This is a genomic window from Amycolatopsis vancoresmycina (assembly GCF_000716785.1).
GTDB lineage: Bacteria > Actinomycetota > Actinomycetes > Mycobacteriales > Pseudonocardiaceae > Amycolatopsis > Amycolatopsis vancoresmycina.
Genome location: NZ_JNYY01000020.1, coordinates 90,222 through 112,152, shown reverse-complemented (window position 1 = coordinate 112,152; position 21,931 = coordinate 90,222). Strand labels below are relative to the sequence as shown.

General features: G+C 71.1%; 21 protein-coding genes, 1 tRNA gene and 1 other RNA gene. 15 read left to right on the top strand and 8 right to left on the bottom strand.

Annotation, left to right across the window (positions count from 1 at the left end):
• Positions 1-35: 35 nt before the first annotated feature.
• The 8 genes from OO60_RS36265 (at position 36) to OO60_RS36230 (ending at position 5,981) form a co-directional block, all read left to right on the top strand.
• Positions 36-620: a TetR/AcrR family transcriptional regulator C-terminal domain-containing protein gene (locus OO60_RS36265; protein WP_003082112.1), complete on the top strand. Its 585-nt coding sequence runs from the start codon at positions 36-38 to the stop codon at positions 618-620.
• 78 nt (positions 621-698) lie between these two features.
• Positions 699-775 (top strand) — tRNA-Met (locus OO60_RS36260).
• Between the two features lie 380 nt (positions 776-1,155).
• Positions 1,156-1,656, top strand: coding sequence for a PadR family transcriptional regulator (locus tag OO60_RS36255; protein WP_003082108.1), 501 nt, complete (start codon positions 1,156-1,158; stop codon positions 1,654-1,656).
• 63 nt (positions 1,657-1,719) lie between these two features.
• Positions 1,720-2,817 (top strand): peptide chain release factor 2, encoded by a 1,098-nt coding sequence (prfB, locus tag OO60_RS36250; protein WP_003082106.1) that lies wholly within the window; start codon positions 1,720-1,722, stop codon positions 2,815-2,817.
• 112 nt (positions 2,818-2,929) lie between these two features.
• Positions 2,930-3,619: a cell division ATP-binding protein FtsE gene (gene ftsE / locus OO60_RS36245; protein ID WP_003082104.1), complete on the top strand. Its 690-nt coding sequence runs from the start codon at positions 2,930-2,932 to the stop codon at positions 3,617-3,619.
• 43 nt (positions 3,620-3,662) lie between these two features.
• Positions 3,663-4,556: a permease-like cell division protein FtsX gene (ftsX, locus tag OO60_RS36240; protein ID WP_003082095.1), complete on the top strand. Its 894-nt coding sequence runs from the start codon at positions 3,663-3,665 to the stop codon at positions 4,554-4,556.
• 46 nt (positions 4,557-4,602) lie between these two features.
• Positions 4,603-5,085 carry an SsrA-binding protein SmpB gene (gene smpB, locus OO60_RS36235; protein ID WP_003082092.1) on the top strand — a complete coding sequence of 161 codons (483 nt, stop codon included), beginning with the start codon at positions 4,603-4,605 and terminating at the stop codon, positions 5,083-5,085.
• Positions 5,082-5,981: an amidohydrolase family protein gene (locus OO60_RS36230; protein WP_003082090.1), complete on the top strand. Its 900-nt coding sequence runs from the start codon at positions 5,082-5,084 to the stop codon at positions 5,979-5,981. Before smpB ends, OO60_RS36230 begins: the two co-directional genes overlap by 4 nt.
• A gap of 42 nt (positions 5,982-6,023) precedes the next feature.
• Here OO60_RS36230 and OO60_RS36225 read toward each other — a convergent pair whose 3' ends face one another.
• The 5 genes from OO60_RS36225 to OO60_RS36205 form a co-directional block, all read right to left on the bottom strand.
• Positions 6,024-7,352, bottom strand: coding sequence for an acyltransferase family protein (locus OO60_RS36225; protein WP_033263045.1), 1,329 nt, complete (start codon positions 7,350-7,352; stop codon positions 6,024-6,026).
• 94 nt (positions 7,353-7,446) lie between these two features.
• Positions 7,447-7,671 carry a hypothetical protein gene (locus OO60_RS36220; RefSeq protein WP_003082085.1) on the bottom strand — a complete coding sequence of 75 codons (225 nt, stop codon included), beginning with the start codon at positions 7,669-7,671 and terminating at the stop codon, positions 7,447-7,449.
• A 118-nt stretch (positions 7,672-7,789) separates the two neighbouring features.
• Complete coding sequence (locus OO60_RS36215) at positions 7,790-8,431, bottom strand: response regulator transcription factor (RefSeq protein WP_003082082.1); 642 nt, start codon at positions 8,429-8,431, stop codon at positions 7,790-7,792.
• A gap of 39 nt (positions 8,432-8,470) precedes the next feature.
• Positions 8,471-9,604, bottom strand: coding sequence for a sensor histidine kinase (locus OO60_RS36210; RefSeq protein WP_003082081.1), 1,134 nt, complete (start codon positions 9,602-9,604; stop codon positions 8,471-8,473).
• Complete coding sequence (locus OO60_RS36205; RefSeq protein ID WP_003082078.1) at positions 9,601-10,275, bottom strand: sensor domain-containing protein; 675 nt, start codon at positions 10,273-10,275, stop codon at positions 9,601-9,603. Before OO60_RS36205 ends, OO60_RS36210 begins: the two co-directional genes overlap by 4 nt.
• Positions 10,276-10,425: 150 nt before the next feature.
• Between OO60_RS36205 and ssrA the strand changes: the two genes are divergently transcribed.
• Positions 10,426-10,793, top strand: a transfer-messenger RNA (tmRNA) gene (gene ssrA, locus OO60_RS45590).
• Between the two features lie 453 nt (positions 10,794-11,246).
• Complete coding sequence (locus OO60_RS36200; RefSeq protein ID WP_003082076.1) at positions 11,247-11,456, top strand: hypothetical protein; 210 nt, start codon at positions 11,247-11,249, stop codon at positions 11,454-11,456.
• Position 11,457: 1 nt separating this feature from the next.
• Here the strand turns inward: OO60_RS36200 and OO60_RS36195 are convergent, their stop codons facing one another.
• The 3 genes from OO60_RS36195 to OO60_RS36185 form a co-directional block, all read right to left on the bottom strand.
• Complete coding sequence (locus tag OO60_RS36195; RefSeq protein ID WP_033263044.1) at positions 11,458-12,696, bottom strand: GGDEF domain-containing protein; 1,239 nt, start codon at positions 12,694-12,696, stop codon at positions 11,458-11,460.
• Between the two features lie 139 nt (positions 12,697-12,835).
• Entirely contained in the window at positions 12,836-14,053 is a 1,218-nt protein-coding gene (locus OO60_RS36190) for an MFS transporter (RefSeq protein WP_033263043.1), read from the bottom strand.
• Positions 14,054-14,150: 97 nt separating this feature from the next.
• Positions 14,151-14,933, bottom strand: coding sequence for an IclR family transcriptional regulator (locus OO60_RS36185; RefSeq protein ID WP_003082066.1), 783 nt, complete (start codon positions 14,931-14,933; stop codon positions 14,151-14,153).
• An 83-nt stretch (positions 14,934-15,016) separates the two neighbouring features.
• Between OO60_RS36185 and hutH the strand changes: the two genes are divergently transcribed.
• The 5 genes from hutH (at position 15,017) to hutI (ending at position 21,928) form a co-directional block, all read left to right on the top strand.
• Positions 15,017-16,540 carry a histidine ammonia-lyase gene (gene hutH / locus OO60_RS36180; protein ID WP_003082064.1) on the top strand — a complete coding sequence of 508 codons (1,524 nt, stop codon included), beginning with the start codon at positions 15,017-15,019 and terminating at the stop codon, positions 16,538-16,540.
• Positions 16,541-16,597: 57 nt separating this feature from the next.
• Positions 16,598-18,250 carry a urocanate hydratase gene (gene hutU, locus OO60_RS36175; RefSeq protein ID WP_003082062.1) on the top strand — a complete coding sequence of 551 codons (1,653 nt, stop codon included), beginning with the start codon at positions 16,598-16,600 and terminating at the stop codon, positions 18,248-18,250.
• Positions 18,247-19,443, top strand: coding sequence for an allantoate amidohydrolase (locus tag OO60_RS36170; RefSeq protein ID WP_003082060.1), 1,197 nt, complete (start codon positions 18,247-18,249; stop codon positions 19,441-19,443). The genes hutU and OO60_RS36170 overlap by 4 nt, the downstream gene beginning before the upstream one ends.
• Positions 19,444-19,544: 101 nt before the next feature.
• Entirely contained in the window at positions 19,545-20,795 is a 1,251-nt protein-coding gene (locus OO60_RS36165; RefSeq protein ID WP_003082057.1) for a formimidoylglutamate deiminase, read from the top strand.
• The gene (gene hutI, locus OO60_RS36160) at positions 20,783-21,928 is read left to right on the top strand and encodes an imidazolonepropionase (protein ID WP_003082055.1); all 1,146 of its coding nucleotides are present in this window, start codon (positions 20,783-20,785) and stop codon (positions 21,926-21,928) included. The genes OO60_RS36165 and hutI overlap by 13 nt, the downstream gene beginning before the upstream one ends.
• Positions 21,929-21,931: the final 3 nt, after the last annotated feature.

The window sequence follows — 21,931 nt, the reverse complement described above, 5'->3', positions numbered from 1 at the left end:
GGTGTCAACCCTGAGGTGCGAGGAGACGGCAAAACATGGCCCTGACCAGGCAGGACATTGCTCGATCCGGGCTGAAGCTGCTCAACGACGTCGGGCTCAACGGGCTCACCCTGCGGCTGATCGCCGGTGATCTCGGCGTCAAGGCGCCCGCGTTGTACTGGCACATGAAGAACAAGCAGGAACTGCTCGACGAGATGGCCACGCAGATGTACCGGGATTCCGTGGCCGACCGCGAGCCGCCGGCGTCGCTGGGGGAGTGGGAAGGCGTCGCGCACAGCGCCCGCGCGCTGCGGCGGATGATGCTCGCCTATCGCGACGGCGGAAAGGTTTTCGCTGGTACGTACCTCGCCGACACCAGCCTCATCGGCCCGCACCCGCTGCGCCGGAGCATCGAAGGCGGGCTCGACGTCGGGCGGGCGAGCCGGGCCACTTTCACCGTCTACTGCTTCGTCATCGGCTACGTGATCGAGGAGCAGGCGGTCCGGCCCATGCCCGGCGAGTTCGACGAGCGGTATCGCGAGTCCGCCGGCGAGGCCGTGCTCGGGGACGGCGACGCCCGGTTCGAGGACGGGCTGGCGATGGTCCTCAGTGGAGCTCGCCAGTGGCTGGAAGGGACGTAAGGGCAGGTCAGGCGGGTTTCGAGACCCCCGTGTTCGGCCCTTGGCGACCCCGTGTAATCTATTCAAGTACCACAACGGCGCGGGGTGGAGCAGCTCGGTAGCTCGCTGGGCTCATAACCCAGAGGTCGCAGGTTCAAATCCTGTCCCCGCTACCACCAAGAGGCACGTTCTCGGGAAATCCGGGAACGTGCCTCTTTTTTCATGCTCACCCTGCTTTCGCTGCCGACTTTTCCGTGGAACGGGCCTAAAACTGCGGATCCCACGATGTGGACGGCGGGTTGGACCGGTTGCGGTGCGTGTCCGCGGTCCGCCAAGCCGGGGAGAGCCGCCCGGCGAACTCACCTGCCTGGAGGTTGCCGAGGCGGTCAACGTGCGTCTGGTTGGATCAAAAAACCCTGGGAGCGGTTGCAGAGCGTATTCAGGTCCACAGTGGACCGCGTCGCATTGGGCCGAACGAGGGGATCTCACTAGCCACAATGGACAGATCCGCTGACCACTGTGGACACAGCGGCCGATAAGTGGGAATCTAGGGGGCGTGTCCGAATTGAATGCAACAGCCGCCGCCCTGCTCGGTCTCCTCCACGACGGTCCCGCCACCGGCGGGCAGCTCGTCGCGGGAGCCGGTGAGCGGTTCGGTGCCTTCTTCAGCGTCACCCGCAGCCAGGTGTACCGGGAGCTCCCGGCGCTGTCCAAGGAAGGCCTCGTCCGGCTCGGCAAGCAGGGCCCGCGCTCCAGCCAGCAGTACCTGATCACCGCCGCCGGGAAGAAGGCCTTCAAGGCCTGGCTGACTTCCGAGGCCGGCCCCGACCACCTGCGCAGCCCGCTCATCCTGCGGCTCGTGCACGCCGGGTCGCTGACGGCGAAGCAGCGCCAGACGCTGCTCGAGTCGGCCCGGTCGAGCTACAGCCAGCAGCTCGACGACGCGCGGGCGGCCACCAAGGCGGCCGAGGGGCCGTACGAAAAGGCCGTCGCCGAGTTCGCCCAGGCTCAGGCCAAGGCCGCGCTCAAGCTGCTCGACGCCATCCCCGCGGCCTGAGGTTCGCGCGCCCACGACCGGTGCTCGCAACCGGTCGTGGGTTTTGCCGTAACCTTGACAAACGTGAGTGATGAGTTCGACGCGGCACTGAAGGACCTGGCCGGCAAGCTGACGCAGATCGAGTCGGTGATGGACCTGGATGCGCTGCGTGCCCAGGTGGCCGACCTGGAGCAGCAGGCCTCGAGCCCCACCCTCTGGGACGACCCGGAGGCGGCCCAGAAGGTCACCAGCCAGCTGTCCCACCGGCAGGGCGAGCTGCGCCGGGTCTCCGAGCTGCGCCAGCGGCTCGACGACCTCGGCGTGCTGTACGAGCTCGCCGAGGCCGAAGGCGACTCCGGCAGCATGGGCGAGGCCGAGACCGAGCTCGCCGACCTCGGCAAGGCCATCGACGGCCTCGAGGTCCGCACCCTGCTCTCGGGCGAGTACGACGACCGCAACGCCGTCGTCACGATCCGCTCCGAGGCCGGCGGCGTCGACGCGGCCGACTTCGCCGAGATGCTGCTGCGCATGTACCTGCGCTGGGCCGAGCGCCACGGCTACCCGACCGACGTCTTCGACACCTCCTACGCCGAAGAGGCGGGCATCAAGTCGGCGACGTTCAAGGTCAGCGCCCCCTACGTCTACGGCACCCTCTCGGTCGAGCAGGGCACCCACCGGCTCGTCCGGATCTCGCCGTTCGACAACCAGGGCCGCCGCCAGACGTCGTTCGCGCACGTCGAGGTGCTGCCCGAGGTCGAAGAGGTCGACCACGTCGACATCCCGGAAAAGGACATCCGGGTCGACGTCTACCGCTCGTCGGGCCCCGGCGGCCAGAGCGTCAACACGACCGACAGTGCGGTGCGCATCACGCACATCCCGACGAACATCGTCGTCTCCTGCCAGAACGAGAAGTCGCAGCTGCAGAACAAGGCGGCCGCGATGAAGGTCCTCCAGGCCCGGCTGCTGCAGCGCAAGAAGGAAGAAGAGCGCAAGGAGATGGACGCGCTCAAGGACGGCGGCTCGAGCTGGGGCAACCAGATGCGCTCCTACGTGCTGCACCCGTACCAGATGGTCAAGGACCTGCGGACCGAGTTCGAGGTCGGCAACCCGACCGCGGTGCTCGACGGCGACATCGACGGCTTCCTCGACGCGGGCATCCGCTGGCGCAAGCAGAGCGGCTGATCGGCGCAGCGGGTGGCTGGGCGACCGCTCACCGTACGCAAACGCCCCTTGCTCCACTCGGGTGGACCGGGCAACCGGGGCTTCACGAGACCGGTGGGTAGTATGCCGAATCGTGATCCGGCTCGAAGAGGTTTCCAAGGTCTACAAGACCTCGACGCGGCCCGCGCTCGAGCGGGTGTCCGTCGACATCGAAAAGGGTGAGTTCGTCTTCCTCATCGGTCCCTCGGGATCGGGGAAGTCGACCTTCCTCCGGCTGCTGCTGCGCGAAGAGACGCCGAGCAAGGGCCGCGTGATGGTGTCCAACTTCGACGTCGCCAAGCTGGCCCGCCGCAGGGTCCCGCGCCTGCGGCAGACCATCGGCTGCGTCTTCCAGGACTTCCGGTTGCTCGCGAACAAGACCGTCGCCGAAAACGTCGCGTTCGCCCTCGAGGTCATCGGCAAGCCCGGCCCGACCATCAAGAAGGTGGTCCCGGAGGTGCTGGAGCTCGTCGGCCTCGACGGCAAGGCGGACCGGCTCCCCAACGAGCTCTCCGGTGGTGAGCAGCAGCGCGTCGCGATCGCGCGCGCGTTCGTGAACCGGCCGCTGGTGCTGCTCGCCGACGAACCGACCGGGAACCTGGACCCCGACACCAGCCAGGACATCATGCTGCTGCTGGAGCGGATCAACCGCACCGGCACGACCGTCCTGATGGCGACCCACGATCACTCCATCGTGGACTCCATGCGGCGCCGCGTGGTCGAGCTGCAGCTCGGCCGGGTGATCCGCGACGACGCCCGCGGCGTCTACGGCATCGGTCGCTGACCTCCCCGCCCCAGCCCCCGACTCTCAAGGACCTGCACCCGCCATGCGCGCCAGTTTCGTCTTCAGTGAGGTAATCACCGGCCTGCGCCGGAACGTCACGATGACCATCGCGATGATCCTGACCACGGCCGTGTCGCTCGCCATGCTCGGCGGCGGCCTCCTGGCCGTGCGCACGATCGACAAGATGAAGTCCAACTTCCTCGCCGACGTCGAGGTTTCGGTCTACCTCACCGACGACATCAGCGCGGGCGACAAGAACTGCACGCAGGCGCTGTGCCAGTCGCTGCGGACGTCGTTGCAGAGCAACAACGGTGTCGAGTCGGTCGTGTTCGAGAACCGCGACCAGGCGTTCGACCGGTTCAAGAAGATCTTCGAAAGCCAGCCGGAGCTGATCGCGCTCACCGGTCCCGAGTCGCTGCCCGCGTCGCTGCACGTGAAGCTGAAGGACCCGGACCGCAGCGACGCGATCGTGCAGGAGTACGGGAACAAGCCGGGCGTGCGGAAGGTCGACGACCAGAAGAAGTTCCTCGACCGCGTGTTCAACGCCTTCAACGGCGTCCGCAACATGGCCTTCGGCGCCGCGCTCATCATGGCCATCGCCGCGCTGCTGCTGATCGCCAACACGATCCAGGTGTCCGCCTTCACCCGCCGCACCGAGGTCGGCATCATGCGGCTGGTCGGCGCGACGCGGTGGTACACGCAGCTGCCGTTCCTCCTGGAGGCGGTGGTCGCCGGCGCGGTCGGTGCGGTCCTCGGGATCATCATGCTGATCATCACGAAGGCCGGCTTCCTCGACTCGGTGTTCACCGGGGACGTGTTCCCGAAGATCACCATGCTGGAACTGCTGTTCCCGGTCGCGCCGATCCTGCTCGCGGTGTCCGTGGTGATCTCCGCGATCACCGGGTACGTCACGCTGCGCCTGTACGTCCGGCACTAGTTTTAACCGGCTGCTTGTCGCTCCCAGAATCACGTAGAGTGGTCGTATGCCCAAGGAACGTGGCCAGAAGGTGATCGTGTCGAACCGCAAGGCTCGGCACGACTACTCCATCCTCGACACCTACGAGTGCGGTCTCGTGCTCGTCGGCACCGAGGTCAAGAGCCTGCGCGAGGGCAAGGCGTCGCTGGCGGACGCGTTCGCGACGGTCGACGACGGCGAAGTGTGGCTGCGCAACGTGCACATCCCGGAGTACACGCAGGGCACGTGGACGAACCACATGCCCCGGCGGACCCGGAAGCTGCTGCTGCACCGGCGGGAGATCGAGAAGCTCATCGGCAAGACCAAGGAGAGCGGGCTCTCGCTGGTGCCGCTGTCGATGTACTTCAAGGACGGCAAGGTCAAGGTCGAGATCGCGCTGGCGCAGGGCAAGAAGGCCTACGACAAGCGGCAGGCGCTCGCCAAGCGCGACGCGGACCGCGACATCAGGAAGGCCATGGGCCGCGCGCTGAAGGGCCGGTTCACGGAGTGACGGCCGGCCCGGCTTCCGACGCCGACGTGGCTCGGTGGACGGCGTCGCTGGGCCTGCCGGGCCTGGTCGACCTGCACGTCCACTTCCTGCCGAAGCCGGTGATGGACAAGGTCTGGGCGTACTTCGACGCGGCCTCGACGCACTACGGCACCGAGTGGCCGGTGTTCTACCGGACGTCCGAAGAGGACAGGCTGGCCACGCTGCGTTCGCTGGGCGTGACGCGGTTCGCGCCGCTGGTCTACCCGCACAAGCCGGGGATGGCGGAGTGGCTGACCGGCTGGGCGCTGGACTTCGCCGCGCGGGTGCCGGACGCGGTCCCGACCGGCACGTTCTACCCCGAGCCCGGCGCCGGGTCCGCTGTGGACGGTGCGCTGCGGGCCGGCGCCCGGGTGTTCAAGGCGCACGTGCAGGTGGGGGCGTACGACCCGCGTGACGACCTGCTGAAGCCGGTCTGGGGTGCGCTGGCCGACGCCGGTGTCCCGGTCGTCGTCCACTGTGGACACGGTCCGTTGCGGGGCGACTTCACCGGGTTGTCGGTGTTCGAGGAGGTCCTGGCGCGGCACCCGAACCTGACGGCGGTGCTCGCGCACGCGGCGATGCCGGAGTTCGGGACGGCCTTCGAACTGCTGGCGAAGTACCCGCGGGTGCACCTGGACACGACGATGGTGGGCGTCCCGTTCGCGGAGGCGATGTCGCCGCTGCCGCCGGACTGGACGGCGCGGCTGGCGGAGTTCGCCGACCGGGTCGTGCTCGGCACGGACTTCCCGAACATCCCGTACTCCTACGCGACACAGCTGCAGGCGATCGCCGGCTGGGCGGCCGACGATCGCCTTGGCGAGCCGTTCCTGCGGGCGGTCCTGCACGACACCCCGCTGCGCCTGCTCAACGCATCGTGAGTGGTAAGGCGAGTTAGAACTCGCCTTACCACTCACGACCGGTCAGCGCCTGAGGGCGGCTCGTTCGGTCACGGTGACCGCGCGGCCGAGAAGGCGGGTGCCGATGACGGTGGCCGGGATCGGCTTGCCCGTCAGCAGGAACCCGGCCGTCGCCAGGACCACCCACGGCACCGGGCCGTGCGCGATGCCGTCCGACAGCGGGGCGAACCCGTGGGCCGCCAGGCCGAGCAGACCGCCGGAAATCATCAGGCCGGCGACGACCAGCTGCGGGGTCCGCGCGGTGATCCCGCCGGTGTCGCGCTGCATCTCGAAGTGCGCGAACAGGCGCAGCAGGCCGAGCAGCACCAGGCCGCACACCGCGAACCAGGCGGGCGCCATGACCAGCCAGAACACCGTGCCCGGCGCCGGGGTTTCGTAGCCGAGGCCGTAGACCGTCACGCCCGCCACGACGATCAGCGCCGGCATGTGCCAGAGGTAGACGCTCATGAACCGCGCGCCGAGCCAGCCGAGGGCGTGGCCGACGCCCGGCCGGGCCGCGAGCGCGTTGAGCTGCGGGCGGAAGGCGAGCAGGAGCCCGATCTGGCCGACGGCGAGGAAGGCGAGCAGCACGGTCGGCGGGCTCACGTTCGACACCGGCGCACCCGGCATGCCGATCATGCTGGCCGGGTACGGCCCGAAGGCGACCAGCAACGCGGTGACGCCGAACCCGGCGGCCGACAGCGTCAGCGCGGCGCGGCGGGTCAGCGAACCGAGGCGGCCTTCGACGTAGTGGAAGCCCAGCTGGTGCACTGCGACCCAGACGAAGACCGCGTTCGCGTAGCCGATGTAGCCGAAGTCGTTGAAGCGTGCGACGTCGACGAGAACGCCCGCGACGCCCATGACCAGCGGGACCTTCAGCCCCCAGCGCCGGTGCGCGGCGACCATGAGCGGCGTGAGCAGCACGACGAGCACGTACACGGCGAGGAACCACAGCAGTTGCGCGGCGATCGCGCTCGCCACCTGCAACGGCTGCGGCGGCACGCCGAGCCCGCGCAGGAAGTCCGGCATGACGAGCCAGACGGCCATCAGCGGCAGCACCGGCACCATCAGGCGCCTGAGGCGCGCGCCGAGCCACTGCCGCGTCGAGCTCGCGCGGCGGAAGGAGATCAGGTTCGCCGCACCGCCGGCGAAGAAGACCAAGGGCATGACCTGGCTGAGCCAGGTCACCACCCACCAGCCGGGCGTGGCCAGCGCGTTGCCGGTGGCGAGGTGCCCGTCGGCGTAGGACAGCACGGGCATGGTCCAGTGCTGGGCGATGACGGCGAGGATGGCCCCCGCCCGGACGACGTCGAGAAACCGGTCCCGGCTCGCGGCCACCTGGCTTGTCTGCATGCCGTTCAGCCTGGCCGTTCCGACCTGGCGAAACAGCGGTGCTGACCGGCCTTTCCGGGGTCCTGTTCACCCCCGGTCGATACGGGGGTTCTCCCTACCTCGAGCCGTCGGGCTCGGGTTCGTGCTGCGTCGCCGCGACCCGGTACTCCCAGCCGGTCTCGGTCAGGCCCAGCTCGTAGCGGGTCTCGATCTTCGGGCCGCCGTGCAGGTGGATGTGCCGGATGACGGTGCCGGGCACCGGCTCGGCGTCCCCGAGCTCCTGCACGCGGCCGTCGAGCGGGCCGCCGAAGAAGCGGACGCAGCGGATCTCGTCGGACATCTGCGCGCTCCTCTCGCCGTGGGTTCCGCTCATGGTAGGTGAGCGCTCAGCCGGATGCCGCCCGCGGAACGGGTGACCCGTTGTCCACCCTACGGAACTTCCGGTCACTGTCCGTCGCTCAGCGGCCCAGGTACGTCAACACCGCACGGACGCGGCGGTGTTCCTCCGCGCTGGCTTCGAGCCCGAGTTTCGAGAAGATGTTGCCGATGTGCTTCTCCACCGCGCCGTGCGAAACCACCAGCGAATTCGCGATCGCGGTGTTCGACAGGCCCTGCGCCATCAGGCCGAGGACCTCGGACTCGCGGGCGGTCAGCGCGTCCAGCGGGTTGCGGCGGCCGCGGGCCATCAGCTGGGCGATCACGTCCGGGTCGATCGCCGTGCCGCCGCCGGCCACCCGGCGGACCGCGTCCAGGAAGTCCCCGACGTCGGCCACGCGCTCCTTCAGCAGGTAGCCGACCCCGCCGGCGCCGCCGGAGAGCAGCTCGACGGCGTACGACTCCTCGACGTACTGCGACAGCACCAGCACCGGCAGCCCCGGCACCTCCTTGCGGGCCGCCAGCGCGGCGCGCAAGCCTTCGTCGGTGAATGTCGGCGGCATCCGGACGTCGACGATCGCGAGGTCGGGACGGTGCTCGGTGACCGCGCCGAGCAGGTCGTCCCCGTTGTCGACGGCCGCGACCGTCTCGATCCCCTCATCGGCGAGCAGGCGCGTGACCCCCGCCCGCAGCAGGACGGCGTCCTCGGCGATGACTACCCGCATCCGGCCCCCAGGTTCGTGGATGAACGGGGTCCAGAATATTCACCACTGGCAGGGGAGGTCAGCCCGGATCACGGTCGGCCCGCCCACCGGGCTGACCACGGTGATCACGCCGTCGATCGTCGCCGCGCGGTCGGCGAGCCCGGCCAGCCCGCCGCCCGGCCGCACTTCCGCGCCGCCGTGGCCGTTGTCGGTGATCTCGACGACGACGTGGTCGTCGGTCCGCCACACCTTCACGCCCGCTTCGGACGCTCCGGAGTGCTTCGCGATGTTCGTCAGGGTCTCGCCGACGATGAAGTACGCCGTCGTCTCGACGGCCGCCGGCGGCCGCGGCTCGACGTCCACCCGCACGTCGACCGGGATCGGAGACTTCGCCGCCTGCGCCGACAGCGCCGCGTCCAGCCCGCGGTCCCCGAGGACGGCGGGGTAGATGCCACGGGCGAGGTCCCGCAGCTCCGACACGGCCAGCTTCGCGTCCGCGTGGGCCTCGTCGATCAGCTCCCGCACCGACTCCGGGTCCTGGTCGAACTTCGACTTCGCCCGCCCGAGACTCATCGCGACCGCGACGAGCCGCTGCTGGGCGCCGTCGTGCAGGTCACGCTCGATGCGCCGCCGTTCGGCTTCGGCCGCGTCGACACCGCGGGCCCGCGACGCCTGCAGCCGCTCGGCCTTCTGCTCCAGCCGCTTGGTGCGGTCCGGGCCCAGCAGCGCCAGTGCCAGCTCACCGTGCAGCCAGCCCAGCCACGGCGTCACCCAGATCGCCATCGGCAGCAGCACGATCGACGCCAGCGCGATCCCGACCTCGAGGCACGCCAGCGGGAACGCCGCCATCAGGTAGGCGAGGTCACGCCAGGTGGTCGCATCACTCAGCCGGACCATCCACCGCCGCAGCAGCGGCTGCCCCTCTTCGTACGGCCGCCGCTGCACCGGCGGCAGCGGCACCCGCAGCATCTGCCCGGCCCAGCCCCGCTCGCGGTCACCCGACCAGCGGACGAAACTCGTCGTCGCCAGCAGGATCGGGAACCCGATCCAGATCACCGCGGTCGACACCCCCACCGCGATCCCGGTCACGATCAGCACGAACTGCAGGATCCGGAAGAAGAAGCTGACGATCATGTAGAGGATCGTGCGAGCCGGGTGCGGCCGCGGGTGGTCCAGTTCTCGTGCCTCGGTCATCCCGCCACCAGGTTCTTCTCTTCCGCGTCTTCCCACCAGCGCTCCATCCGGTGACGCTGCGCCACGGTCGGCCCCAGCAGCGCGTTCGCCAGCCGGGCGTGCGTCCCCGCCAGCGCCTTGGTCAACGCAACGGACAAGGCGACGAACAACACCCCCAGTGCTGCCCACGGTAGCGCTTCGACGGTGGAGTCCACGGTCAGCCACGGCACGTCCCACGCCGGGAAGTGGTAGGCCCCGCCCGGCAGCCACCGGAAGTAGACGGGCAGCCCGGCGAGCGCGAGGCTCGTCGACCAGAACGCCGTCACGAGCACGAACTCGACGAGACCGACGGGGAAGAGCAGCGCGAAGTAGGTGAAGTCCCGCCAGGTCGAGGGGTCCTTCAGCCGCGCCTTCCACCGCGCGGCCTGCTTCCCGGCGGGCAACGGCAGGTAGGGGAGATCGATGTACCGGTCGAGCAGCGCGTAGACCCGCGCCCGCTCCAGCCGCGCGGCCCCCCGCACGGCGAGCACGACGAGCGCGAGCAGCCCCACCCCGACCCAGACCACAGCGGTCCCGGCACCGGCCGAGACGAACGCGGTGAGGAAGACGAACGCCGCCACCCCCAGCGGCAGGTTCATCAGCAGAAACACCACCGAACCACCGAACGGCGGATCCCGCCTGTCACTCACCATGACCGCTCCCTTCATCGCGTACCAGCTTCGCGGGCCGGCGCGCCGGGCAACATGGTGCGAGCGGGCATCCCGCCGGTAGGGCTGGCCCCACCCCACCCGGACTAAACCGGTGGCGCCGCGCGTTATGATGGACAGGTTGTGTCCCGACAAGGGGGTGAACGGTTTCGACTTTGGACGTTGATTCAGGAGAAGCGTGCCGGTGCAGGCGAGAGACCACCGTAAGCGTCATCGCAACCAAATAAGCGCCGACTCCAGTCAGCGCGAGTTCGCCCTCGCCGCCTGAGCGAGTGCGACTCTGTCGGCCCGGGTTCGCCTCCGGCCCGGGTACCGGCATCAGCTAGGAGGCTCAGCGACTGTCCCGGCCACGGGGAACAGTCGTGAAGCAAACAGTGGCTGGGCTCGTCACCTCAGCTTGTTCGCGTGACTGAGGGAGTCAAGTAGAGACGTAGCGGACTGCGCACGGAGAAGCCCTGTTGATACGCCAGAGGACCCGGGTTCAATTCCCGGCACCTCCACTTCGAGAAGGCCCTCGCTCCTTCGGAGCTTGGGTCTTCTCTTCGTTTCGTTCGTGTTTTCTGGGGTTCGAACCCCCAGACCCCCGCCAGGCGGGCTTCGCCCCGGCCTGGCACGCGCCGCCCCGGCTCGCCTGCCCGGCGCCTTCGCCCCGCCCACCTGCCCGGACCCGAGCCAACTCCCGACCGCAGCCTGCCCCACCCTCCTAACGCGAGGGATCACGCAAACCGGCACCGACGAGCACCCAGACCCCCGCGCACCCCGATCCGAAGCCGAAACACCGTAGTCACAATGACAGCTTCGGGGTGCCGGAAGAGACAACGCGACAAGGGCAAAGCCACTACTCACAGCAACCACCACCCTGTGACAGGGCCCACTGAAGAGTGAAATTTCTGTCAATGTCATGCTGGTCTCCCGACCATGGCCCCGCACCCGTGGGGCCGGAAGTAGGTGGCCAGATGACCTGGGCCCGGCGTAGTGGCAGCTCGATCGCCAATGACGATGACAGCCGGATGGGGGTTATCCGGGCTGAAGAGGCCGTTCGGCTTGCCGAACAGAATGATCGGGCCGTTCTCACCGTTGCCGGGCACTCCTCGGATGTGCGGGAATGCGCCGAACTGCTCGCCATGCTCGGGCTCGATGCCGGGCGGCGGCACAAGACCGCCTGAGCTACACCAGGTCCGCCACGTGGACCACCTTGTTCCGGCCCGTCGCCTTCGCGTGGTACAGCGCCGTGTCCGCTGCGTCCAGTAGGCGCTGCAACGACGTGCCCGCCGTCGGGTAGACCGCTATGCCGATCGAGGCCGACAGGCCCGTGATCGACAGCTGGCCCGCCGGGACCTTCAGTGCGCTGATCGCCCTGCGGATCCGCTCGGCCACCGGGCCGATGTCCGGCTCGGTGATGCCCGGCAGCACCACCACGAACTCTTCGCCGCCGAAGCGGCCCACCGCGTCTCCGCGGCCGCGGACCGCTGAGATGATCGACTGGGCCACCGCCTTCAGCACCGCGTCGCCCGCCAGGTGGCCGTACGTGTCGTTCACCTGCTTGAAGTGGTCCAAGTCCAGCATCAGGAGGCCGAACGTGCCCCGCTGGCGCGCTGCCGCCGCCAGTGTTCGCTCCGCCAGCGCGTGCCAGCCGCTCGTGTTGTACAGGCCCGTTTTCTCGTCGCGGTGGGCCGCCACCTCCAGCTGCTTCACCAAGACCGTCCGGTGCAACAGCAGCAACGGCGGGAACACCAGCACCACCAGGCCCGGCAACGTCGCCAGGGCCAGGGCGTTCAGCGCGCCCAGGCAGAGCGTTGCCACCTCCAGGCCGTTGTCCGACCACGTGCCGAACAACGCCTCCGGGGTGCGGCCGACTTCGCGGCGGGCCGGGAGAACCAGGAGGGCGTTCACCACGAAGAACGTCACTCCCGCCGCCGCTATCCCGAGCGTTCCCGGCCAGCCGTGCGTTGTTGCCGTGCGGATGTCGCCCATGCCCGCCAGGCGCAGCACCGCCTGGGCCGCGTAGCACGACAGCAGGATGATGGCCGCGTTGCTGACCGTGCGGGAGGCCGGTACCCGCTGGAGGCGGTACCAGCTGCGGATCGCCAGGTGCGCGTACAGGCCGCCGACCAGCACCGCCAGCAGCAGCGGGGGCAGCAGCAGGACCCCCGCGAACGTCCAGACCGACGTCATGTTGATGTGCGGTGTCCCGGACACGCGACGGCGGATGCGCTCCACTCGCCGGCCCGTCTCCGACTGCACCACGCCGAGGACCAGCAGGACCACGAGGATCAGCCACGTGCGGCGGTCCACCGCGATCGGGGACGGGCGCAGCGTCAGCACCACCGCCACCCCCTCGCTGACCAGGCAGTACACGATCACCCGGGGGCTCTGGCGCCACAGCGCCCACCGTCGCGGTGCCACGACGACGTCACGAAAACGCGGTACAAAGCGCGGGATGCCGGCGCCGCTGCGCATACTCATGGTGTCCGGCCGGTGACGGAGCCGGTTCGGCCGGCGAAGGTGAAGGGAGGCGCGCCATGTGCGGACGCGACAACTGAGGTCATCGTTCCTCCCGCCTGACCCGGCGCCACGCCCTCGCGACCGGCACGGCCACCGCGGCACCCGCCGCCCCGGCCACCGCGATGGTGTGCGCCGGGTTCCCCACGTCGGCCAGCACGCCCGCCACGGCCGCGCCGATTCCCTGCACCGTGAGCAACCCCGCCGAGTTGACGCCGGCGCACTGCGCGCGGTGCCCGTCCGGCACCCGGCGCATGAACGACACCGTCCCTTGGATGTTGTAGCCGGTCGCCAGCAGCCCGGACGTCGCCAGCAACAGCACCGACACGACCAGCCCCGGCCGGAACGCGAACAGCACCAGCGGCAACCCCGCGGCGATCCCGAGCAGGCCGAGCACCCGCACCTGGACGTGCTCCGGGACCGCCTTGCCGAACACGAACCCGCCGAGCACGCTGCCCGCCGGGTCCGCCGCCATCAGCAGCCCCACCAGCGTCGCGCCCGCGCCGATGCCCGCCGCGTACGGCGCGGCCAGCGCCTCCGGGACGATGTAGAACCCCGCCAGCCAGTTCAGCGCCACCAGCGTCCGCAGCGCCGGGTCGCGCCAGATCAGCCGGATGCCCGCGCCGGTCGCCGACAGCCACGCCGGGCGGACGACCCGGTCGACCGCTTCCCGCCGTCGCACTCCCGTGACCAGGAAAAACGCCGAGAGGACGAACGTCACGGCGTCCAGCGCCAAGGCCGCCGACGGTGTCAGCGCGGCGATCAGCGCCCCGCCGCCGGCGAACCCGGCCAGCTGCGCGCCCTGGATCGTCACGTTCCGCAAGGCCATCCCGACGAGGTACCGCTCGCCCTCGAGCACCGTCGGCAGCAACGCCTGCTGGGCTGCCTTGAACGGCCCGCCGAGCGCGGTCAGCACCGCGACCAGCACGCACAGCACCCACAGCGGGACGCCGGGGATCGCGATCGCCGCGACCAGCGCGGCCCGGGCCAGGTCGGCGGCGATCATCACGTCGCGGCGCGGCCACCGGTCGCCCGCGCCGGCCAGCAGGACGCCGCCGAGCAGGGACGGCACGTACGTCAGGGCGTAGGTCAGGCCGGTCAGCGCGGCCGACGACGTGCGCTGGAAGACCAGGACCGCGAGCGCGACCCGGGCGAGCTGGTCACCGCAGACGGACAGCAGCTCGGCGGTCCACATCGCGCGGAACTCCGGGACGGCGAGCACCGCGCCGAAACCCACCCTCGTCACGCGTGCGTCATCCATCGCCGGCGCCCCTCGAGACCGCTACCCAGCTACGGTAATCACCCAGCGGAGTGGAATCGAGCCGTTCGGTGACAGTTGCCCCGATCGCAGCAGCGCGTCAGCCCGGGTGGCCGCCGATCCGGCTGGTCAGCTCGGCCGCCGTCGCCGCCACCTCCGCGGCCAGCGCGGGCCACGTCTCCGGGCACGGCTCGGCCGTGCAGTGGTGGCGGAGGGTCACGCTGATCGCCGCCATCGGCCGGGCGCCGTGGTCGAAGACCGGGCAGGCCACCGACGCGAAGCCGGCCGTGACGTGGCCGTCCTCGACCGACCAGCCGAGCCGGCGTTCCGCGGTGAGCGTGCGGCGCAGCTCGGCCAGCGTGCGCGGGCCGCGGCCGGTGCGCAGGACGAACGCCGTCGCCGACGGGAACAGCGCGCGGACGTGCGGAGCGGGCAGGTGCCGCAGGATCGCCCGGCCGGACGCGGTCAGCTGGCCCGGCAGCCGGACGCCGACCTCCGTCACCAGCGTTTCCGGCCGCACCGGGCGCTCCTTGATCAGGTACAGCGACTCGTTGCCGTGCAGGACGCCCAGGTGGGCGGTGTGCCCGACGCGGTCGACGAGCTTGCGCAGCAACGGCCCGGCCAGCCGCTCCAGCGGATCGTGGCGCAGGTAGGCCGAGCCCAGCTCGAACGCGGCGATGCCGAGGCCGTAGCGGCGTTCGGCGGGCAGGTGGACGACGAACCCGGCGGCTTCGAGCTCGCTGAGCAGGTGGTACGTGGTCGAGCGGGGCAGGCCGGCTTCCCGGGCGATCGCCGCCGCGGTGACCGGGCCCGGGCGCGTGGCCAGCAGACGCAGCACCGCCAGCCCGCGGCGCAGCGCCGGCACCTCGCTGCTCTCGCCCACGTGCCGAGCCTACGTCTGGGATACCAGACAGAACCACTCGGTGGGGCATCCCACCAGCGGTTCCGAAGGGGTGCAATGAGCCCATGCCGGAAAAAGTGCTCCTGGGGCCGGAACCGCTGACCGCCGCCCAGGTCGTCGACGTCGTCCGCGGCCACGCGCCGGTCGGGCTCACGGACGCCGCCGAGAAGAACCTCGCCGCGACCCGCCAGCACATCGAGAACCTCGCGCACGCCGTCACGCCCACCTACGGCGTCTCGACCGGCTTCGGCGCGCTCGCCACCCGTCACATCCCGGTCGAAAGCCGGACCGCGCTGCAGCGGAGCCTGATCCGCTCGCACGCCGCCGGGGCCGGGCCCGCCGTGGAGGCCGAGGTCGTCCGGGCGCTGATGCTGCTGCGGCTGCGGACCCTCGCCAGCGGGTACACCGGGGTCCGGCCGGGCACCGCGCAAACGCTTGCGGCCCTGCTCAACGCCGACATCACCCCGGTCGTCCACGAGTACGGCTCACTCGGCTGCTCCGGCGACCTCGCGCCCCTCGCCGCCGTCGCGCTCGCGCTCATGGGCGAAGGCGAAGTGGCGTATCGCGGCGAAGTCGTCGAAGCAGGCGAAGCGCTGAAGCACGCCGGCATCGAGCCGGTCGTCCTCGCCGAGAAGGAGGGCCTCGCGCTCACCAACGGCACCGACGGCATGCTCGGCATGCTCCTGCTCGCCGCCGCCGACCTGCACCGGCTCTTCGACATCGCCGACCTCACCGCCGCGATGAGCGTCGAGGCCCTGCTCGGCACCGATCGCGCCTTTGCCGCCGACCTCCAGGCCCTGCGCCCGCACCCCGGCCAGGCGACGTCCGCGGCGCGGATGTGGCAGGCGCTGCAGGGCTCGAAGATCGTCGAAAGCCACCGCGGTCCCGACTGCAACCGCGTCCAGGACGCCTACTCGCTGCGCTGCGCCCCGCAGGTCCACGGCGCCGCCCGCGACAGCCTCGCCCACGCCGAACTCGTCGGCGAGCGCGAGCTCATGTCCGCCGTGGACAATCCGGTCGTCCTCGCCGACGGCCGCGTCGAGTCCAACGGCAACTTCCACGGCGCGCCCGTCGCCTACGTCCTCGACTTCCTGGCCATCCCGATCGCCGACGTCGCCAGCATCGCCGAGCGCCGCACCGACCGGATGCTCGACAAGGCGCGTTCGCACGGCCTGCCGCCGTTCCTGGCCGACGACCCCGGCGTCGACTCCGGGCACATGATCGCCCAGTACACCCAGGCCGCCGTGGTCAGCGAGCTCAAGCGGCTCGCCGTGCCCGCGTCGGTCGACTCGATCCCGAGCAGCGCCATGCAGGAGGACCACGTCTCGATGGGCTGGTCGGCCGCGCGGAAGCTGCGCAAGGCCGTCGACGGCCTGACCACCGTGCTGGCCATCGAGCTTCTGACCGCAGCCCGCGCGCTGGACTTCCGCGCGCCGCTGGAGCCGTCGCCGGTCACCGGCCGGGTCCGGGATCTCCTGCGCACCAAGGTGAACGGCCCCGGTCCGGACCGCCACCTGGCGCCCGAGATCGCGGCCGCCGAAGAACTCGTCCGCTCCGGCGCCGTCCTCGACGCCGCCCGCCTGTCGTGAGTGCGTAACAGTGTTAGAACACCGTTACGCACTCACGACCGCCTACCTGGAGGTCTGATGTCCCGCGTCGTCCGTGCCGCCCGCGGCACCCAGCTCACCGCCAAGTCGTGGCAGACCGAAGCCGCGCTGCGGATGTTCCACAACAACCTCGACCCCGACGTGGCCGAGCGTCCCGAGGACCTGGTCGTCTACGGCGGCACCGGCAAGGCCGCCCGCAACTGGGCCAGCTTCGACGCGATCACCCGCGAACTGACCACTTTGGACGCCGACGAGACGCTGCTGGTGCAGTCGGGCAAGCCGGTCGGCGTGTTCCGCACGCACGAATGGGCGCCGCGGGTGCTGATCGCGAACTCGAACCTGGTCGGCGACTGGGCGACCTGGCCGGAGTTCCGCCGCCTGGAACAGCAGGGCCTGACCATGTACGGCCAGATGACCGCGGGTTCCTGGATCTACATCGGAACGCAGGGCATCCTGCAGGGCACGTACGAGACGTTCGCCGCCGTCGCGAAGAAGAAGTTCGGCGGCTCGCTGCGCGGGACTTTGACGGTGACGGCCGGTCTCGGCGGCATGGGCGGCGCGCAGCCCCTCGCCGTGACCATGAACGACGGTGTCGCGCTGGTGATCGAGTGCGACCCGCAGCGCGCGCACCGCCGCGTCGAAACCCGGTACCTCGACGAGGTTGCCGACGATCTCGACGACGCCATCGCCCGCGCCACCTTGGCCAAGCAGGAGAAGCGCGCGCTGTCGGTCGGCGTGGTCGGCAATGCCGCCGAGGTGCTGCCGGAGCTGTTGCGCCGCAACGTCGAGGTCGACATCGTCACCGACCAGACGTCGGCGCACGACCCGCTTTCGTACCTGCCCAAGGGTGTCAGCGTCGACGACTGGCACGACTACGCGAGCAAGAAACCGGACGAGTTCACCGACCGTTCGCGCGAGTCGATGGCCGACCACGTCGACGCCATGCTGGGTTTCCTGGACCGCGGGGCCGAGGTCTTCGACTACGGCAACTCCCTGCGCGGCGAGGCCAAGCTCGGCGGCTGCGAGCGGGCGTTCGACTTCCCCGGGTTCGTGCCCGCCTACATCCGCCCGCTGTTCTGCGAGGGCAACGGCCCGTTCCGCTGGGCCGCGCTTTCCGGTGATCCCGAGGACATCGCCGCGACCGACCGCGCGATGCTGGAACTGTTCCCGGAGAACGAATCCCTCGCCCGGTGGATCAAGCTGGCCGGCGAGCGCGTGGCGTTCCAGGGGCTGCCCGCGCGGATCTGCTGGCTCGGCTACGGTGAACGCCACCTGGCCGGCCTGCGGTTCAACGAGATGGTGGCCAGCGGCGAGCTGAAGGCGCCGGTCGTCATCGGCCGTGACCACCTCGACTCCGGCAGCGTCGCTTCGCCGTACCGCGAGACCGAAGGCATGGCCGACGGCTCCGACGCGATCGCCGACTGGCCGCTGCTGAACGCCCTGGTCAACACGGCGTCGGGCGCCAGCTGGGTGTCGATCCACCACGGCGGCGGCGTCGGCATGGGCCGGTCCATCCACGCCGGACAGGTCAGCGTCGCCGATGGGACGCTCCTGGCCGCGCAGAAGCTGGAACGGGTGCTCACCAACGACCCGGGCATGGGCGTCATCCGGCACGTCGACGCCGGTTACGACCGCGCGGCCGACGTCGCCGGCGAGCGGGGTGTGCGCGTCCCGATGCGGGAGGCCGAGTGAGCGCCTCCGCGCTGCTGGGCGAGATCGCCGACGTCGGGCGCGACCCGAAACGCGGCGGCTACTCGCGGCACGCCTTCGACCTGCCGGAGCAGGACCTGCGCGCGTGGTTCGGCGAGCGCGCGCTGGGTCTCGGGCTCGACGTCGACACCGACCACAACGGCAACATCTGGGCCTGGTGGGGCCCGCCGGGACCGGACGCCGTCGTCACCGGCAGCCACCTCGACTCGGTTCCCGGCGGTGGCGCCTTCGACGGACCCCTCGGCGTCGCGAGCGCCCTGGCCGCGGTGGAAACCCTGCAGGCGCGCGGGTTCCGGCCGGGCAAGCCGTTCGCCGTCGTCGTGTTCGCCGAAGAGGAGGGCGGCCGGTTCGGCGTCCCGTGCCTGGGTTCGCGGCTGCTCACCGGCACCATCGACGCCGACAAGGCGCGCGGGCTGCGGGACGCCGACGGCGTGACGTTCGCCGAAGCGGCCGCGAAGTCCGGGTTCGATCCGGAGCGGGTGGGGGCGGACCCGGACCGGCTCGGGCTGATCGGGAAGTTCCTGGAGCTGCACGTCGAGCAGGGCCGCGGGCTGATCGACCTCGGCTCGCCGGTGGCCGTCGGCAGCACCGTGATCGCCCACGGACGCTGGCGGTTCTCCTTTGCCGGACAGGGGAACCACGCGGGCGCGACGCTACTGGCGGATCGGGCCGACCCGATGCTGCCCGCCGCCGCGACGGTCACCGCCGTCCGGCGGCTGGCCTCGGGCGTCCCGGACGCGCGGGCGACGGTCGGCCGGCTGGTGCCGACGCCGGGCGGGACCAACGTCATTGCGTCCACTGTGGACTTGTGGCTGGACGCGCGGGTGCCGGGCACGGCCACCCCGGCGCTGGTCGAGGACATCGCCCGCGCGGCGGAAGCGGCCGCCGCGGAGGAGGGCTGCCGGGTGACGGTGACGCGGGAGTCCTATTCGGACGACGTCGTGTTCGACGACGGTCTCCGGCGCGACCTCGGCGGCTGGCTCGGCGGGCCGCCGGAGCTGCCGACCGGCGCCGGCCACGACGCGGCCGTCCTCGCCGGGTTCGTCCCGGCCGGGATGCTCTACGTGCGCAACCCGACCGGCATCAGCCACTCGCCGGAGGAGTTCGCCGAGGCCGGCGACGTCGAAGCCGGCGCCGCGGCGCTGGCCACGGTGCTGGAGCGGCTGGCGCGATGACCTCCGGCCCGCGGGGGCGCCCCCCGTTTCCAGTCTATCGTTCGGCACCGACAGTTTTCTGGTGCGCGCAGGCCTGGCTGCCGAGCGGGATCGCGTCCGCGGTGCGCATCGACGTCGACGGCGGCCGGATCACCGGCGTGACACCCGGCTCGCCGCGGTCCGGCACGGTGCTCGACGGGCTGACCCTGCCCGGGTTCGCGAACGGGCACTCGCACGCCTTCCACCGGGCGCTGCGGGGCCGGACGCACCACGAGCGCGGCACGTTCTGGACTTGGCGGGAGCGGATGTACGCGCTGGCGGCGCGGCTCGATCCCGACGCCTACTACCGGCTGGCCCGCGGGGTCTACGCCGAGATGGTGCTCGGCGGGTACACGAGCGTCGGCGAGTTCCACTACCTCCACCACGCGCCCGGCGGCAAGCCGTACGGCGATCCGAACGCGATGGGGGCGGCGCTGCGGCAGGCCGCGGCCGACGCCGGGATCCGGCTGACGCTCCTGGACACGTGCTACCTCGCGGGCGGCATCGGCGTCGAGCCGGACGAGGTCCAGCGGCGGTTCTCGGACGGCACGGCGTCGGCGTGGGCTTCCCGGGTGGCCGCACTGGCGGAAGACGAGCAGTTCCGGGTCGGCGGGGCGATCCACTCCGTCCGCGCGGTGCCGGCGGACCAGCTGTCCGAAGTGGACAACGGCGTGCCGGGACACCGGCCGCTGCACATCCACCTCTCCGAGCAGCGGGCGGAAAACGAGCAGTGCGAGGCGGCCACCGGGTTCACCCCGACCGGGCTGCTGGGCGACCACGGCGTGCTCGACGAGCGGCTCACCGTGGTCCACGCGACCCACCTCACCGACCGGGACGTGCGGTGGCTCGGCGAGTTCCGGGTCGGGGCGTGCTTCTGCCCGACCACCGAACGCGACCTCGGCGACGGCATCGGCCCGGCCCGCGCCCTGCGGGACGCCGGGGTGCGGCTGAGCGTCGGCAGCGACAGCAACGCCGTCGTCGACGCCTTCGAAGAGACCCGCGCGCTGGAGCTGGACGACCGGCTGGCCAGCGAGGAACGTGGCCGGTTCACCGCGGAGGAGCTCCTCGCCGCGGGCACGGACCACGCGACGATCGGGTGGGACGAGGTCGGCGCGCTCGCCGAGGGGGCGGGCGCGGACTTCGTCACGGTGACCCTCGATTCGGTGCGGACGGCCGGGATCGAGCCCTCGGGAGTCCTGTTCGCCGCGTCAGGGGCCGACGTCCGGCACGTCGTCGTGGCGGGCCGCGAGGTCGTGCGGGAAGGTGTGCACCAGCTGGTCGAACGACCGGAAACCGTTCTGGCGAAGGAGATCGAGGCACTGTGGCAGTCCTGATCACGGGCATCGGCGAACTCACAACCAACGACCCCGCGCTGGGCCGCCTTTCCGGCGCTGCCTTGGTGCTGGACGGCTCGCGTGTCGCCTGGGCGGGTCCGGCGGCGAGCGCGCCGGACGCCGACGAGCGCGTCGACGTCGAAGGGCGTGCCGTGCTGCCCGGCTGGGTCGACAGCCACACGCACCTCGTCTTCGCCGGTGACCGCACCGCCGAATTCGAAGCTCGGATGGCCGGAAAGCCCTACACCGCAGGCGGAATCGCGACCACCGTCGGTGCGACGCGGGAGGCGTCCGACGAGCAGCTGGCCGCGAACCTGCGCCGCCACGTCGGCGAGGCGGCCCGGCAGGGGACGACCTGCCTGGAAACGAAGACGGGCTACGGGCTGACCGTCGCGGACGAGGCGCGGTCCGCGCGGATCGCCGGCGAGGTGGCCGACGAGGTCACGTTCCTCGGCGCGCACCTGGTCCCGCCGGGCGCCGACGCGGAGTCCTATGTGGACCTCGTGTGCGGCGAGATGCTCGACGCCGTGGCGGAAAGCGTGCGCTGGGCGGACGTGTTCTGCGAAACCGGCGCGTTCGACGAAGCCCAGTCGGCGCGGGTGCTGAAGGCCGCGGCCGAGCGCGGGCTGGGGCTGCGGGTGCACGGCAACCAGCTCGGCGAGGGGCCCGGCGTCCGGCTGGCGGTCGAGCTGGGCGCGGCGAGCGTCGACCACTGCACGTACCCTTCGGACGCCGACGTCGAGGCGCTGGCCGCGTCCGAGACGGTCGCGACTCTGCTGCCGGCGTGCGACTTGTCGACCCGTCAGCCGCTGGCCCCGGCGCGGCGCCTGCTCGACGCGGGCGCGACGGTGGCGCTGGCCAGCAACGCCAATCCGGGCAGCTCGTACACGACGTCGATGGCGTTCTGCGTCGCGACGGCGGTGCTGCAGATGCGGATGACGATCGAGGAAGCGGTCTGGGCCGCGACGGCGGGCGGCGCGAAGGCCCTGCGGCGGACGGACGTGGGCGTCCTGCGCCCCGGCGCGCGGGCGGACGTCCACGTCCTCGACGCGCCTTCGGTGACGCACCTGGCGTACCGGCCGGGCGTGCCGCTGACGCACGCGGTGTGGCGTGCCGGAGAACGCGTACGCTGATCA

Coding starts and splice junctions, on each gene's coding strand:
- OO60_RS36225 (WP_033263045.1), bottom strand. CDS start 7,352: ATGCAGACAAGCCAGGTGGCCGCGAGCCGGGACCGGTTTCTCGACGTC.
- hutU (WP_003082062.1), top strand. CDS start 16,598: ATGTCCCGCGTCGTCCGTGCCGCCCGCGGCACCCAGCTCACCGCCAAG.
- OO60_RS36205 (WP_003082078.1), bottom strand. CDS start 10,275: ATGGTGAGTGACAGGCGGGATCCGCCGTTCGGTGGTTCGGTGGTGTTT.
- OO60_RS36215 (WP_003082082.1), bottom strand. CDS start 8,431: ATGCGGGTAGTCATCGCCGAGGACGCCGTCCTGCTGCGGGCGGGGGTC.
- OO60_RS36200 (WP_003082076.1), top strand. CDS start 11,247: ATGACCTGGGCCCGGCGTAGTGGCAGCTCGATCGCCAATGACGATGAC.
- OO60_RS36220 (WP_003082085.1), bottom strand. CDS start 7,671: ATGTCCGACGAGATCCGCTGCGTCCGCTTCTTCGGCGGCCCGCTCGAC.
- OO60_RS36265 (WP_003082112.1), top strand. CDS start 36: ATGGCCCTGACCAGGCAGGACATTGCTCGATCCGGGCTGAAGCTGCTC.
- hutH (WP_003082064.1), top strand. CDS start 15,017: ATGCCGGAAAAAGTGCTCCTGGGGCCGGAACCGCTGACCGCCGCCCAG.
- ftsX (WP_003082095.1), top strand. CDS start 3,663: ATGCGCGCCAGTTTCGTCTTCAGTGAGGTAATCACCGGCCTGCGCCGG.
- smpB (WP_003082092.1), top strand. CDS start 4,603: ATGCCCAAGGAACGTGGCCAGAAGGTGATCGTGTCGAACCGCAAGGCT.
- OO60_RS36190 (WP_033263043.1), bottom strand. CDS start 14,053: ATGGATGACGCACGCGTGACGAGGGTGGGTTTCGGCGCGGTGCTCGCC.
- OO60_RS36210 (WP_003082081.1), bottom strand. CDS start 9,604: ATGACCGAGGCACGAGAACTGGACCACCCGCGGCCGCACCCGGCTCGC.